General features: G+C 49.9%; 15 protein-coding genes. 3 read left to right on the plus strand and 12 right to left on the minus strand.

Annotated features, from left to right (window positions below; translation table 11 throughout):
• Positions 1 to 58: 58 nt before the first annotated feature.
• Both purU and ABEW34_RS22620 read right to left on the minus strand, forming a co-directional pair.
• On the minus strand, positions 59 to 949 hold the full coding sequence (gene purU / locus ABEW34_RS22615; RefSeq protein ID WP_056041348.1) for a formyltetrahydrofolate deformylase: 891 nt from the start codon (positions 947 to 949) through the stop codon (positions 59 to 61).
• A gap of 65 nt (positions 950 to 1,014) precedes the next feature.
• Positions 1,015 to 2,133: a deoxyribonuclease IV gene (locus ABEW34_RS22620; protein ID WP_430161608.1), complete on the minus strand. Its 1,119-nt coding sequence runs from the start codon at positions 2,131 to 2,133 to the stop codon at positions 1,015 to 1,017.
• Positions 2,134 to 2,235: 102 nt separating this feature from the next.
• Between ABEW34_RS22620 and ABEW34_RS22625 the strand changes: the two genes are divergently transcribed.
• From ABEW34_RS22625 to ABEW34_RS22635, 3 genes are all read left to right on the plus strand, one after another.
• The gene (locus ABEW34_RS22625) at positions 2,236 to 2,673 is read left to right on the plus strand and encodes a DUF2621 family protein (RefSeq protein ID WP_056041344.1); all 438 of its coding nucleotides are present in this window, start codon (positions 2,236 to 2,238) and stop codon (positions 2,671 to 2,673) included.
• Between the two features lie 266 nt (positions 2,674 to 2,939).
• Positions 2,940 to 3,431 (plus strand): hypothetical protein, encoded by a 492-nt coding sequence (locus tag ABEW34_RS22630; protein WP_430161610.1) that lies wholly within the window; start codon positions 2,940 to 2,942, stop codon positions 3,429 to 3,431.
• A gap of 18 nt (positions 3,432 to 3,449) precedes the next feature.
• A complete protein-coding gene (locus ABEW34_RS22635) occupies positions 3,450 to 4,355 on the plus strand; it encodes a TIGR01777 family oxidoreductase (protein WP_430161612.1) in 906 nt (301 codons plus the stop codon).
• Positions 4,356 to 4,369: 14 nt separating this feature from the next.
• Here the strand turns inward: ABEW34_RS22635 and ABEW34_RS22640 are convergent, their stop codons facing one another.
• From ABEW34_RS22640 to ABEW34_RS22685, 10 genes are all read right to left on the minus strand, one after another.
• Positions 4,370 to 5,962, minus strand: a complete 1,593-nt coding sequence (locus ABEW34_RS22640) for a DUF6382 domain-containing protein (RefSeq protein ID WP_430161614.1) — start codon at positions 5,960 to 5,962, stop codon at positions 4,370 to 4,372.
• A 75-nt stretch (positions 5,963 to 6,037) separates the two neighbouring features.
• The gene (locus ABEW34_RS22645; RefSeq protein ID WP_430161616.1) at positions 6,038 to 6,550 is read right to left on the minus strand and encodes an A24 family peptidase; all 513 of its coding nucleotides are present in this window, start codon (positions 6,548 to 6,550) and stop codon (positions 6,038 to 6,040) included.
• A gap of 38 nt (positions 6,551 to 6,588) precedes the next feature.
• The gene (locus tag ABEW34_RS22650) at positions 6,589 to 7,548 is read right to left on the minus strand and encodes a TadE/TadG family type IV pilus assembly protein (protein ID WP_430161618.1); all 960 of its coding nucleotides are present in this window, start codon (positions 7,546 to 7,548) and stop codon (positions 6,589 to 6,591) included.
• Entirely contained in the window at positions 7,505 to 9,781 is a 2,277-nt protein-coding gene (locus ABEW34_RS22655; RefSeq protein ID WP_430161620.1) for a hypothetical protein, read from the minus strand. The genes ABEW34_RS22650 and ABEW34_RS22655 overlap by 44 nt, the downstream gene beginning before the upstream one ends.
• Before the next feature lie 13 nt (positions 9,782 to 9,794).
• Positions 9,795 to 10,526, minus strand: coding sequence for a TadE/TadG family type IV pilus assembly protein (locus tag ABEW34_RS22660; protein WP_430161622.1), 732 nt, complete (start codon positions 10,524 to 10,526; stop codon positions 9,795 to 9,797).
• Positions 10,498 to 10,686 (minus strand): Flp1 family type IVb pilin, encoded by a 189-nt coding sequence (locus ABEW34_RS22665; protein ID WP_430161624.1) that lies wholly within the window; start codon positions 10,684 to 10,686, stop codon positions 10,498 to 10,500. Before ABEW34_RS22665 ends, ABEW34_RS22660 begins: the two co-directional genes overlap by 29 nt.
• A gap of 38 nt (positions 10,687 to 10,724) precedes the next feature.
• A complete protein-coding gene (locus tag ABEW34_RS22670; protein WP_430161626.1) occupies positions 10,725 to 11,591 on the minus strand; it encodes a type II secretion system F family protein in 867 nt (288 codons plus the stop codon).
• 12 nt (positions 11,592 to 11,603) lie between these two features.
• On the minus strand, positions 11,604 to 12,551 hold the full coding sequence (locus tag ABEW34_RS22675; protein WP_430161628.1) for a type II secretion system F family protein: 948 nt from the start codon (positions 12,549 to 12,551) through the stop codon (positions 11,604 to 11,606).
• Positions 12,439 to 13,785 (minus strand): CpaF family protein, encoded by a 1,347-nt coding sequence (locus ABEW34_RS22680; RefSeq protein WP_430161630.1) that lies wholly within the window; start codon positions 13,783 to 13,785, stop codon positions 12,439 to 12,441. Before ABEW34_RS22680 ends, ABEW34_RS22675 begins: the two co-directional genes overlap by 113 nt.
• Complete coding sequence (locus ABEW34_RS22685; RefSeq protein ID WP_430161632.1) at positions 13,772 to 14,944, minus strand: hypothetical protein; 1,173 nt, start codon at positions 14,942 to 14,944, stop codon at positions 13,772 to 13,774. The genes ABEW34_RS22680 and ABEW34_RS22685 overlap by 14 nt, the downstream gene beginning before the upstream one ends.
• Positions 14,945 to 14,988 lie beyond the last annotated feature (44 nt).

The following is a 14,988-nucleotide window of genomic DNA, read 5'->3' on the forward strand; positions in this document are numbered from 1 at the left end:
TAACACCCGTCAGAGCAGTTTGCCTATTAAAAAATATTGATAAATAACCGCGAAAAACCTAATTAAATACGACAGTCTTATTATGATGAACGATAATTCGGTCCTCAATATGCCATTTAACTGCACGGGCAAGAACGACACGCTCAATCGTGCGGCCAATCCGCTTCAAGTCGTCCACATTGTCCCTGTGGCTGACCCGCTGCACATCCTGCTCGATAATCGGACCGCCATCCAGCTCCTCTGTTACATAATGCGCCGTAGCGCCGATAATTTTCACGCCGCGCTGGTAAGCTTGTGCATACGGCTTGCCGCCAACGAAAGCAGGCAAAAAGGAATGATGGATATTAATAATGCGATTCGGAAATTGCTCGATAAATTTCGGCGAAATAATTTGCATGTAACGGGCAAGCACAATAATGTCCGCTTTATCGGCAACGACCTCCATCTGCTTGCGCTCCGCTTCTGCTTTCGTATCCGCAGTTACCGGGATGTGGTGGTAAGGAATGCCGAAGCCTTCCACCATTTCTCGCATATCTGGATGATTGCTGACAACCATGGCAATATCGGCGTCAAGATCGCCGGCTTTCCACTGCCACAGCAGTTCCATCAGGCAATGATCTTCTTTGGATACGAAAATCGCCAGGCGCTTTTTGCGGCTTGCACGGAACGTATGCCATTTCATATCGAAACGGTCGGCAACGCGGGCAAAATCCTCTACTAATACCGGCAGCTCCTTGTCGAGGTCAGCCAAATCGAACTCAAAGCGGATAAAAAACATTCCGCCCTCCGGGTTCATGGTGTACTGGTCGGACTGCACGATATTCGCCCCATGCTCATATAGAAAATGGGAAACAGCTGCCACGATGCCGGAACGGTCTGGGCAGGAAATGAGCATGCGAGCCCGCCCGCTCTTGGCGGATGGCTGCTGCGATATAGATGGTGATGACATGTATTTCAAACTTCCTTCCTTCAACTATTATCTTCAATCTATTCATCAATTATAAATCTTTATATTTAGAGCACAGCTTTGCCTGCAAACCATGCGGTAATCCGTTGATTAATTTGCTCTTCCGTCAGTGCTGACGACAATGCGCCGCCTTCAATAATGAGGTCGTAAATCCGCTCCATTGGCTCGCGCGGATCAGCTTTTCTTGCTTTGGCATCTGCCTTAAGCAGTTCCCATGTAGATAGCACGAATGCACGGTCAATGCCTTGCGGAGCAAAAAACTGCTGGAGCTTCGCAATATCCTCCAGAAAGCTGTCGCCAAACCGCTGCTGAACTTCGCCGCGAAGCAAGGCGATTTCTACTTCGTACATCGGACGCTCCGTTTTCGCATCTTTGCCGATCCATGGCGTCTCCAATACAAATGGACGCCCTTTAAGTGCTTCATGATGGACAATGGATTGGATTGCATCATAACCCAAATATCCCGAGCCTATCGGCGTATGGCGGTCCTTTGCCGCTCCACGCGGATTTTTACTGTCATTCACGTGGACTACTGCAACTCGGTTAAGCCCTACCAGCTTGTCAAACTTGTCCAGCACGCCGTCCAAATCATCAACAAGATCGTAGCCCGCATCATGCATATGGCAAGTATCCATGCAAATGGTCAAGCGGTTGTTGCTTTGGACCTTATCAATAATCGCTGCCAGCTCTTCAAAGCTGCGGCCGATTTCCGTGCCTTTGCCGGCCATCGTCTCAAGTGCAATATTGACATTCGTTTCCTTGGTGCCTTCCAGCACCGCATTCAGCCCTTCGGCAATACGACCAATGCCATATTCAGCATCCTTGTCGGTATAAGCGCCTGGGTGCAGCACGATGTTCTGCACACCAATGGCAGCAGTACGGCGGATTTCCTCCTGCAAAAATTCAACAGCCAGATTATAGGTGCTGTCCTTGTAGGAGCCGAGATTGACGATATACGGTGCATGAACAACGATCTCATCAATACCTGCTGTTTGCATGAAAGCTTTGCCTTCTTCAATATATAGCGTGTCAATCGGCTTTCTTCGCGTATTCTGCGGTGCGCCGGTATAAATCATGAATGTGCTGGAGCCATAAGAAATGGCCTCCGTTGCTGCGGTCTGCAGTCCTTTGTCCGAAAATGAAACATGGGAACCGATTTTCAACATCGTTATATAACGCCCCTTTCGGTTTATCACACCTATTTTACAAGGAATGTCGAAATAAATCTAGGAATACGCTATAATTCATGCATGAGGTGAAAATTGGATATGAAATCAGCTCCTGATTGGTTTATGTATTTCATCATTTTCTGGGCAATCGTCATGGTCGTATTCATGGCAATCGGCGGTTTCTTTATGTTCCGCAAGTTTTTGAAGGTGCTCCCTCAGCGGGATGGCAAGTCCAAGCTCGATTGGCAAAACTATTGGGTGGACAGAAGCCGCAGCATGTGGACCCAGGAGTCGAAGCTTTTTCTTGATGAGCTGGTCGCGCCTGTCCCATCTGCGTTCCGAGATATAGCGAAACACTCCATAGCTGCAAAAATCGGTCAAGTGGCTATTGAATACGAAGCCAAAGAGGTCACAAGGGCACATTGTGTAGAAGGATACATACGAGCTACCCCCAAAAGAGACTACAAAGTACTCGTTACCTTTCTCGAGAAGCAAGGCATTGATTACAGCCCTTTCAAGCATTTGCTCAACAAATAGCGTTTCTTAGGAGCTGCGGGGAAATTAGTACCCGCTTTTGTTGACAAAATCTCCACGGTTTTGGGAGTTTTGTCAACAAATTAGCGGTACTTTATTTCGTCGCAGTCTCTTAGTTCTATCGATAACGAATAGCCTGGCGCTGGCTGTTTAACGAGTCTTTCGTCCGTGTAAGAACATGTATGAGCACGGCGACGGCTCGCTCTGATCTCTTTTTTTGGAACCTATTGCGATCAGATTTCGTTTATATTGCCAGGAGGTGCTTCACAATGACAAAAAATAATAAAACCAAAAAAAGCAGCTTGATGGTGACGAGCTCCCTATTAGTAGCAATTATGCTCGCAACCGCCGCTTGCTCAAGCAATAGCAATAATGCTCCTGCTGCATCCAGCAGCCCGGTTGCCACAGACGAGCAGCCAGCTACCGTATCGCCAACACCAGAGGAAAGCGCGGCACCATCACCGAGTGATGGCGGTAGCGTAACAGAGCCTGGCGAAGCGTCGCCAGAAAGCAGCTCAGGTACAGACATACCGACCGCCAACCCGGATTTGAAAACCGGTGAAGGTGTGTTCAATGGTCTTATCGACACCCACTCCATTGAAGTAGACACGCCAAGCGGTACCATCGTTTTGCAAATTAATGATGAGCTGCTTGATGTCATTAATTCGCTGCCAGAGAAAAGTAAAATTAAATACCAATATGTTGAAAAAGATTTAGACGGCTTCACACAAATGTGGGCGGAGAAAATCGAGAAACAATAATCGAAAGCTGGTGGATGCATGCGGATCGCGGTAGCTGGTGGTACTGGTTTTGTCGGACAAGCATTGGTCAAGGCTCTTCTGGAGCGGCGTGATGAAATATGGATCATTTCGCGCTCTGGACGAAGCCAAAACTCGCCTGTAGGAAAAGGCCTCCATTATTTAACATGGAGCGAGCTTGCCGAGCATCCTCAAAAGCTGGAGGGAATTGACGCCATCATTAACCTCGCTGGCGAATCCATTAATCAAAGATGGACCGCCCAGGCTAAGCAGCGGATTCTAAGCTCCAGACTAACAGCTACCGCACGCATCGCCCAAATCGTCCAAGCTCTAAAAGGCAAACCGAAGGTTGTCGTTAATGCTTCAGGCATTTCAGCCTATGGGCTGTCAACTACCGAAACCTTTGATGAGTACAGTCCGACTGCCGTAACAGACTTTTTGTCGGAAGTGGTCAAGCAATGGGAAAAAGCTGCTGATGCGATTAAGGTAGAACGTCTCATTAAACTAAGAGTAGGCGTCGTGCTGAACAAAACCGGCGGTGCTTTCCCATTAATGGCACTGCCTTATAAGTTATTTGGCGGTGGACGAATGGGCAGCGGGCAGCAATGGATATCTTGGATTCATCTGGAGGATATTGTCCGCCTCATCATTTTTTGCGTGGATCAGCCAAATGTGAAAGGGCCTGTTAACGCTTCTGCTCCAGAGCCTGTTACGAATGACAGCTTTGGGAGAGCGATCGGCAAAGCAATGCATCGGCCACACTGGTTCCCGGTTCCCGCTTTCGTCATGAAGGCTGCGGTCGGCGAGCTTGCAACGCTGCTGCTTGATGGACAGCGGGCGCTTCCGCGTGTAGCCTTGGACAATGGATTTACTTTCCTATATCCGACTGTTGAGAGCGCCATGGAGCATATGTATAAAAAGTCCTGAGCCTGCGCCTTCCATCAGTTGCCTTGCTTTAATTCATATTTAGGGCCATTTACCCCAGCTAGCTGGACGATGTCCCCTTCTGAAAAAGGATAGGTTTTGTAAGCAATCATCGTTTGGCCGTTCAGCATGCTTCCATTCCGGGAGCCAAGATCTTTGATGAAGCAGCCTTTGTCTTCTCTATAACATTCAAGGTGAAGCCGGGATATTCCCTGCGCTTCGTCACCATAGCTGACCTGTTCGCCTATACGGCCTATTGTAAACCGGCCTTTCTCCCAAATAAGCCTCTGCCTTTGCCCTTCCCACTCCCTCTGGAGTGAGAATCCGCTATCGGCAGCAGGCTTTTTGTTATGCTGCCCTAGCAGCACGGTCGCTTCCTCTCTTCTAATTGACGGAGCTTGAGAGGAAACGATCTTTTTAAACTGGGGCACAGCTTCCTCCAAATCAATAGATGATTTAGGATGTTGAACGCCCTCTTCCCCATTTTGATTGACTCCTCTAAAACGTGAACGGCTAAACTCTTCTTCAATGCTGACTTCCCTAAAGCTCTCTTCTTCTACTAATTCTGATTCAGCCACTTTGCTTTTTGTGAGCCATAGGGCTAGCAAGCCGGCAACACCAATAAGCGATAAACCTAGACATATGAATAGCAAACTGCTGGAAGGAGCCGCTAAATAAATATAGCGCCATATACAAGCTACTGCTACAAAGATCATCGCGCTGATCAGCCATTTTCCTTTCCGAGCAGGCTTTGGCTCCTCCTCATTAAAGCTAAATTGAGGCAAAGGTTCGACTTCTATATCCCAATTACCTAGAGACTCTTGCATATATGCTTCGCTTTTTTTAATATTGTCGCTATCACGGCCCAACTCGTCAGCTTCTCCATAATGATTAGAGCTGCCATGATCGATAGGCTTGTCCGGACTCATATTACCAGCAATATTAACATTTCTAGCAATACTAGTACTGCCAGCTTGATTTGGTCTGCTTGTGCTTGAAGCAGAAGCAGGAAGGCGATACGTACCCTCATACATTTTGCTAATGCGTTCCAGCAATTGAGAATGAATCGTGCTGATCGTGGCATCTTCTCTGCTTAACAAGCGCAATAGATGCTGAAACTCCTCGCCATTTATTTCTTCTATATAAGAAGACCAGCGTATTGCCAGAGCTAACAGGGAGTGAGTACAGTTTGGAGCAGCCTGGCCTGAATTCATCGGTTTTAAAGGCATATAAACGAGAAAAATATCGCTTAGCTGCTCGCCGACAAATAGATATGACTCTTCCAGCAAGCAGCCTTCAGGGCGAAGCATATAATGGCGGCACTCATCCAGCGCTTCTATAATCCCAAGCAGCACGGCATAAAACTTCTCCATCGTCAGCGATTGTATCTGCAAGCGATGAAGCAGCAATTTTTTGCCGCTTATTCGATACCTGAACGTAATGAGCCCATCCAGCTCAAACCATTCAATGGGCAGCATATGTGGAATCGAGCCGCCTTGCAGCATTTGCAGTTCTACATCTTCAAGCTCTTGTCTGCGTATGCCTCCCTCGCGATCTATAATTAGCTCATGACCACGGCTCATCGCATAATCTACAATAAAGCTCCCCATCGCTTCTCCCCCTTAGCTTGCAGCTCTATTAATTAGGAACAGCTGAACTTAAGTTAAATAAATACGCTGCTAGGCTTATGTGAGCATAAGCCACGCGGTTAATGCCCCTGGTACGACTGCAAGCATAAATGGAAAGGTGGTTCCCCCCGCTGCCCAGCCTCCAAGCTCCTTGCGTCTAGGCTCAGTGCTTCGGTGCACTAGCAGCAGCAAGCCACTCAACATCCTCCTGCTAAATGGCCTATTAAACAAGACTAGAAGCACCCCAATTAAGCCTGCATACAAAACGGCATACATCATCATTTGCAGCACCATACTTGTGCCAACCCACATACCCAGAGCAGCGAACAGCTTAACATCCCCTGCGCCAATTCCTCTCGCCAAATGCAAAATGAACAGTGGCACAAAACCCGCAACTGCTCCGATTAGTCCCACCCACAATCCGCTCCAGCCTCCAGCAATAGTCTGATATAAGCAGCCTGCTGCAAAAAAAGTCACGGTCAAGCGGTTAGGGATAAGCATGGAACGCAAATCTGTCAGTAATGCAGTGATAAGCAGCATGGCTGCCGCTGCAAACGGTATGGTGAGCATAAGACTCTGCCTCCTTCTACTTATATGCTTTCCTACTTCTAATTTGATTTTTTCTCAACCTGAAAATGCATGGATGCTTGCTGATCGCCCACTCCCGCTGTCAGCTCCCACATGCCTGGCGTCGTATTGCCCGATACGAGCCAGGTCCACTGGACAAATCCGTCGCTGCCCGCTGTCGCCTCGCCAAGATGCTTGGCCTGGCTTTGCCCACTTTTGTACATCACCTTTAATGAAGCGGTCGCTCCCGGCTTTGTAAGCACGATAGCGGTTGCTTTGTGGCCCGGCCTTAGCGGCACAGGCGATATCGATATAATCTGAATAGGAATATGTTCGGGACCATTTTGCGCTGCTGTATCTTGCGCCGCCGCGGCGTCGCTGATCCATACCCGCTCCGAAGCCTGCTCTCTTAAAATAAGCTTCTGCTTCATGAAAGGAAGCTGCATTGGAAATTCATATTCCGCTTCAATAATCAAATAAGGCTGCTGCTTATTTTTCAAATCCGGCAGCGCCAGCCTTGAAAGCTTGATTCTAGCCTTCTCCAGCACGGCCTCGTCTGCATTTTGACGGAGCAGCGGCTCTATCGCCCCTCTTCCAATTTCCGTTGCAGCCATATCTATAAGCGGTTTCCAATCGCCGCTTAATGCAGAGGAAGCTAGTGTCCCTGCCGGATCAGGCAGCCACTTAGCAGCATCAGATGCCGCCGCGCTCCAATCTGCCAGCGGCATTTGTGCGGCACTAAATTCTGGTATAGATGCGGATACTTTCTGATAGGCCAGGTCTACAGGATATATATGCGCGGCAATTTGCCGGGCGGATTGCGAGGCAGCTGCTTGAAGCGCTATTTGGATTGTGCATAAACGTATGAATATGATGAATACCATCAGCACAAGCAGAAGCATTGGCATAACCAGCGCTGCCTCCATAACGATGCTGCCGTGCTCCCCCCTCCGGCAATCAGTATGACCAGCCAATCGTCTGCGTCGTTTCATAGCGGCCATTCGTCACCCTTCCCTGCAATAATCCATAGTTTCCTAGCAGCTGCATAACGCCAGGCAAAAACCACAGCTGTGCAGATGTCCGCACCTCTCCTGTCACAGCTGTGGAAATGCCAGATAGAGTAACCCCGCTATTTTGCTCAATGACTGCAATCATTCTGGATACGGATGCTTCTTTATTGGCCCCGCCATGCAGAAGCATAAAAAGCCGCAAATAATCCGTATACGAAATTTCCACATTTACATATTTAGATAATGGGGCCGATCCCCGATCAGCAAAGGCGAGCATATCTTCCATCGTCTTCTCCAAGCCGTAAATAAGCGAACACGATAAAATCAAGAGGGGATGTCCAGCAGATCGGCAAGTAGATAAGCCCTCCATAGTACGAATAGCCATGCGTACGCTAAACAGCTCGCCATAAGCTGCGGCCACATTGCCTATGCGATTATGAAACCCGTAAATCACATATTCGGCTTCTTGATTATGAAAGGTCAGTGCCTGTGAAAGCTCAGCGGTATCCCCCTTTTCAAGCATCGTCTTCAATTGCTGCGGGGCAAAAACCGAATATCGTTGCATTACATATTCGCCCAAATAGACGGTATCTCTAGCTTGCTCCAGCATATCGGCTACTCCGCCGAACAAGCCATTAGAAAGCTCCGCAGAAGCTTCAGCCTGTGCATGGGCATCCACGCTGAATGCTTTTGTTTCAGCATTTGAACCTTGCGCTGCGACTGTATTAAATTGTAAATTTCCTTTGTAGCGCTCTTCCAGCTGATTAAATAATGCCTGCTGCTCTTCTGAACCAGCCACGCTTTGAAAGCCCCCCAGCATATGGCCGGCCTGTTTCCATAACGAACCTAGCTGCTTTTCTTGCTCTTTGCGCTGCTTCTCGAGTCCCTCATTGGTTAGCTCCTGCTGACGCTTAGCAACGATGAAGCCTGGCTGGACATACGGACCTTCATATTGTCCATACAACGTAATTATTTTCGCTGTTCCTGTACGCAGTATTGTTGTGTAACGATCTACTGAGTCAAGCAGCAGCGTAAAAGCTGAGGTGAATCCACTCGTTTCATTATGAAAAGCTATATACAACTGTGCCTGATCCTCCAGTTCAGTACTATATTCAGTGAACCAAGCATCTGGTAAAATCAGCTGATCTGCTGTCTTTTGTATATCCTGCAATTCAGTGGCCGCTACAGACGGCAAGGTATAGGAATCGGAGCCTACGACTGGTTTGCCAGATACGCGGTCATATCCGCTATAAGCAGGAGACTGTCTCTCCTTGCTTTCAATTAGCCGCATTTCCTCGTTCAACTGCCTTGCTTGTTTCAGTTCATCCTTTGCCGTGCTCTGCAGCTTTATATGTTCGCTCATCAGCTTGGCCGTTCGTTTCTTGAGCTCATTAATCAGCGTGATTGCTTCTGATTTATATTCCGCTCTTTCCTGCGTATATTTGGGTGCTTTGCCAGCGGCTATTAATTGCTCGTCAACGATGACCCAGCCAGCATATTCTTCATAACGCCCGGCAAGTGATGATGCTGTGCCCCCCTCTGCACTTGAGGAATCCAGCACCCCATACGGCAGCAGCGCCTTCAAGCCGCTTGTTCCCAGTTCCTCAGCTGCCTGCTTTTGCAAGGCTAATATACGGGCGAGGCTTGCTTGGCGTTTGTCATACAGCTTGCGCAATTGCTCCAGCAAGTCCACTGTCACCGCGGACTCCTTCATCGCCCCCGCCATGGGAGCAAACTTTGAAGCCAGCTCCAGCGTAAAATCAATCGGTGCTTTATATTTCATTTCTTCCAGCACCTGTCTTTCAAACACCGTATGGCTGCCCAATACTGCAGCCTGATCCGTATGTGAATGGACTACTTTGGCATCAATTGGCCGAGAAAAGGCAGCGGATGATGCGCTACGCTCCACATTCGTTTTCACAACCTCGCTGTAGATCGCATCTCCACTCGTCCCGCCTCGCCCAAATAATCCGTATTGCTCATAAAGCTGACTGTCGAAGGCTGATAATACGGATCTTGCACCTGCTCTCGCTGCATCCTCGGTTATTTTATGGAGAGCCGCTATTCTGGCGTAGTCAATAAGGAGCGACATGAACAGCAAAAGCGACGACAGCACCATAGCAAAAAATATAGTAACTGCACCTTCACTCCGCCACAGCCATTTGCATAAGCAGCTTTCCCTAGGCAAATGCCGGCTCAGCCTATCAGTTCGGCTTGCTTTCATTTTTCGCCTCCATTCAACGGGCCTTTGGCTTTGCTATTGCTGTTTTATTGCTGTAGGAGGTAAGGACCTGAGCAGCCTGTTCCTTACCGCCGCCCTGAGGGCTTCCAGCAAATTTAGCCGTATAATATCTAACTAAATCAACGCCGCGGATAAAATCTACAGGATCGGTAACCGGGCTGGAAGCAACTGACTTAGGCTCCCCAATGCCTAATACACGCTCAAGCGGCTGAAGCGACACTGGCTGTAAAAGCTTTGTCTCAATATGGCGCTGAGTGACCGTACGATGGTAGCCAATACTCCCCTCAAAAGGAAGCCCCCGCTCAGCACCCATCCATCCTGCGGCAGCTTCCATTTTTTGTGCAGGCAAGCTATCCCCTACCGACCCGTGCAAAGGCAAAGCCAGTTTCAGATCCGCTGATTCACCGCCTAAGCCAAACAATGAGCTGAGCATCCGATCCTCATTCATTCGCCAGTATAAGCTGTCGTATTCCCCTTCAGGCAATAGGCCCGTCCGTGAATTTCGGAAGCTGTTGTCCCAACCGAAGGCCGTCCGCTCTGTCGTAACGGAAGCCGAATAATAAAGCACTGTCTTCTGGTACATGTACATCCCAAGCAGGAGAAACAATAAAATAACAGTGAGCAGCAGCGGGAACACAAGCGTTGATTCCAGCGTAAAGCTGCCCTGCTCCCCGTGCAGCCACTTGCGAACGAGCGGCCTAAGAGAAAATTTTGTCTGCTTGGTCATCGGCCTTGCCCATTAAACGCCCAATAAGTTCTATAATCCAGTCCTTGAACAGCAATGCAATAATGATAACGACGGCAATAATTAAAATAATTTCCAGCGTGCCTAAGCCGCTCTCCGATTTCCAAAATCTTTTCCATGCTTTTTTTACGGTTGTCATCATTCCAGCTTCCTCTCTATTTTCAATTGCACCGTTAAGGCTTAAGACATTAACAGCATGGCAGGAGCAGCGATAAAAACCATCAACACGAGCAAAATGCCAACCAGCGGAAAAACGAGCTTGGAGGATGCCTCCTCGCCGCGCGCTCGCGCAACAGCCTTGCGCTTCTCCCATAGCGTATAAGACAGCTCCCGCAGCGCCAGCACAAAATGCTCCCCGCCCCGGCGATAATTCAGCAGCAGCACCGTCGTAAAAATCGAAACCTCCTGCACCGCGCAGCTGCGATTGAATTTCTCCGCCGCTGTACTAAACGACTCGCCATTGTGCAGCGAATATACGACTTTGTTCCATTCTTTATACAGCGGATGCTGAGCAGTATCCTTACCTTCAAGACAGCGCCCCAGCGCCTGCAAGGCGGTTTCGCCTGCCCCAACCAAAAGCATCAGCTTGCTGATCATTTCCGGCAGCTCCAAAATAATTTCCTGCTTGCGCTGCTTGATCAGCTTCCCCGCTTCCAACAGCTGGCGCACAGGCAGCAGCACTCCAAGCAGCGCTCCCATTGCCAGCAGCAGCGGTTCGCCTGCTGCACAAGCCAGCCAAGCGCAGCCTATCATCGCGGCATATCCGTAACCAGCTGCGCCGCCGAGCAGTTCTTTCGTCTGCTGAAGCTGCCACCGGATTCCCCGCAAAATAACGAGCTTAGCGTGATAGCTGCTAAGTGAAAGTGCCATGTATTCATACAAGCGGCTTCTTTCCAATAGCTCGCTGAACGGCTCAATGAAAAGCAAATGCTTTAAAACATCCTGCTCGCGTGTTAGTTGGCGGGATGCAGCCAGAATCATTCGGAGTCGCTTCGCACCGATAATAAATAGCCATGCCACCATGAGCACAATCGGAATTGCTATCATTTGCGCCCGCTCCTATACTCGAATGCTCATTATTTTATGGATAAACCAAAAGCATACTAACAATGCACCAAGGCCAATCGTCAGCAGCAGATAGCCCATGCCTCCATATAGAGGCGCCATATAATCTGGAGCCATTAGGTTCAGAAACCCAAGAAATATAAAGGGAATCGCCATCATAATGCGTGCCTCAAAGCGTTTTTGTGCCAGCAGCATCATAATATCCTGCTGGATTTCCAGCTTTTCGCCAATCGTCTGCGCCGTACGCTTCATCACCTCTACCAAATCGCCACCCGAGCGCTTGCAGGCAGCAAATACATCAACGAATTGAACGATATCCTCTACATGGGAGCGGGCTGCTAAACTCCGCAGAGCCTGCTCCAGCGGCTCCGCATGCTCGAGACGGTGCTTCACGATTTGAAACTCCAGCAGCAGCTCCGTTCTTGGGTCAGGATATAGCAGCTTTAAATCATCCAGTGTCGCAATAAAGGCATTTTCCACCGATCTTCCTGCTGCAAGACAGGATGTCAGCGAATAAAGCGCCTCCTTGAATTGCAGCTTCAGCCGCTCCTTGCGACGCGAAATTAATGAAGCTTTGTAATAGCGTGGTGCGCATAAACCCAATCCGGCTGTGATGAGACAAACCAGAAGGGAATGGTACACCGAATATAGAGCTGTAAAAACAGCTGCATAACCGATAATCGCTGCCACTGCGAACTCGCGATAAGACAGCACATACCTATCATAATTTGTTAAATATCCGGTCTTGGCTGGCTGCCTGCTCGCATTACTCCCGTTCCTTTCCTCATCTTTGCCACTTTCGAGCTCAAGACCGCACCAGAAAAGCACTCTAGCAAGCAGCGTTTGCCCGACCTTCCCTGTATTCTTGGCTTTCTCGGCTTTCTTTGTTTTCTCGTCTTTCTTGGTTTTCTCGGCTTTCCTGGCATTCCCCGGTATCTCCATAACGGTCCCCCTCCAGTGTTAGACCTGCCATTTGCAGCTTGTCCCGGTGAAGGAGTGAATGGACGGTACGCTTTAAAGCTCCTAGCACCTTGCTGTCTTTCTCGCCCTCCTCCTCAAAACGGAACAAGGGGCGAAGCTCGATTTCCCCGCCATCTATGCCGGTAATTTCAGCTATTTCCGTTACACGGCGCGTACGGTCGCGAAACCGCGATAGATGGATGACAATATCCAGAGCAGAAACGATTTGCTGCCGAATGACCTGAACGGGCAAATCTGCTGCCCCAAGCGCCATCGTCTCGAGCCTTGCCATCATGTCGCGGGCACTGTTGCTGTGACCAGTTGACATGCTGCCTGAGTGTCCGGTATTCATCGCTTGCAGCATATCCAGCGATTCCGCTCCCCTTACCTCGCCAACGATGATTCGGTTTGGACGCATCCGCAGAGAAGCGCGAATGAGATCGCGAACCGTAATTTCACCTTTGCCCTCGGTGTTGGCATTGCGCGTCTCCAGCGATACCAGATTGGCAACGCTGCGAATTTGCAGCTCAGCAGAATCTTCAATGGTTACAACTCGCTCATCAGCAGGAATGAACTGCGACAACGCATTCAGAAAGGTCGTCTTGCCCGTCCCCGTCCCTCCGCTAATAAAAATATTGTATTGCGCTGCGGTCAGCTGCTGCAGGAAGCTTGCTGCCTCTGCCGTTAAAGCTCCCGCCTCAACGAGCAGATCCATCGTCATCGGGCGCTCAGGAAATTTGCGTATCGTCATCGCTGGCCCGCGCAAAGCTACAGGCGGCAGCACAACATGGACGCGAGAGCCATCCCTCAGACGGGCATCAACGATGGGCGAAGACTCGTTTACGACACGATTGACCCCTGCAACGACAGCCTGAATCAAGTCCTCCAGCCGCTCCTTGCTTTCAAAGGCAGCTGGCAGCTGCGTCATCGTTCCGCTTCGTTCAATAAAAATCTCACCGTGATGGTTAATCATAATTTCAGTAACTGTCGGATCATCCATCAGCGGCTGCAATATGTCCAAGCCTCGAAAGGAATGAAACAGTCTCCGCACCAACTGGACCTTCTCCGCCGCCGTAAGCGGATGTCCCTTATTGCAATAGTCAAATACCGTCTGCTCCACGCTCTGCGTCAGCTCTTCATCCGTTACAGCACCGCTGAAATCAAGCTGCGACCTAATCTGGTTTCTTAATGCAAGCACCAGCTCATCGGTTAGCAATCCGAATACCTCCCTCGCTTACCAATTGCTGAAACAACCGCTCCACGGCAGCTTTATACAATGGCGATGCAGCAACTACCGCCGGCGATGAACGCCCTTCGGCAGCTTCGGGCAGCGCTGCGGCAATCGACCGGCTTCCGTTTCGCAGCTTAATCGTAAACATATCTAGAGGCCTCTCCTCTGCTTCATCACCTCCGGCTGGCGCATTACGGCGGTTAACAACAAGTCGAATACGGCGGCTAAGCAGCTGAAAATCTTCTTTCCACCTGCGTTCGGCGTAGCCAAACGCCAGCTCTGTCTTCCGCTGAACAGATGGATCATCCGTAACCAGCCACAAAACCAGGCTGCTTTCCCTCCAAATCGACAGCTCGATCTCCCCCATCCCATCCTGCAAATCGATTAAAATGAGATCATATTGCCTTGAAGCTCGCAGCAGCTCCACCATCGCCGCTGCATCTGCTGGCAGCAAGCTGTAACGATCCTCCTCATTGTCGCAGGGCAAAATAAAATCGGCTTTCAGCACCGGATGCCGCTTGCGGTGCTGCGCAAGCCATGCTCCTGCCTTATCTGGCTCAGCCTTCAGGTGATAAAGCAGCTGTGACATGCCTTCTCCCTCGGGCAGCACGCGCTGGTCTCCCGCTCCCAGCCACACCTCAAGGGCGCTCCAGCGCTCCAGCGTCAAATAAAAAACACGGCAGCCATGCTTGGCAGCTGTATTCGCCAGCTTGAGCGCAAGTGCTGTCTTTCCAACGCCGCCAGATGCCGAGCCGATAGCGATAACTGACGCTCCACCCTCACTGCTTGCACGATCTGCACTCGGCCGGACTGCGCCATGCAGAGCCGCCAAGCTCTGCAATAGCTCCGGGAGCGGCTGATATTGCAGCAGCTCCGCATCATACTGGGCATATTGCCCCTTGGCAGCTACGAATGCCGCCACTGGCACACCAGCAGGCAGGTGTGGAGATGCAGCAGCCAGCATGGCAGGCTGGGCCGCAATCAAATCAACGGCATAACCTCCCTTGAGAAACTGGATGAGAGAGGCTGGATTTGTAAAAGCCGTGAGCTGCCACTGCTCGCCGAACGGGCTATCCCTCACATATTCTGCAAGCCTTCTTGCATACTCCAGCTCACTTACTGCAACAGCTAATTGATAACGCACCATTCACCCTCCTTCCGAAGCAATACTACAACCCGCAATCTGAG

It is taken from the genome of Paenibacillus algorifonticola, from assembly GCF_050481745.1.
GTDB classification, from domain to species: domain Bacteria; phylum Bacillota; class Bacilli; order Paenibacillales; family Paenibacillaceae; genus Pristimantibacillus; species Pristimantibacillus algorifonticola_A.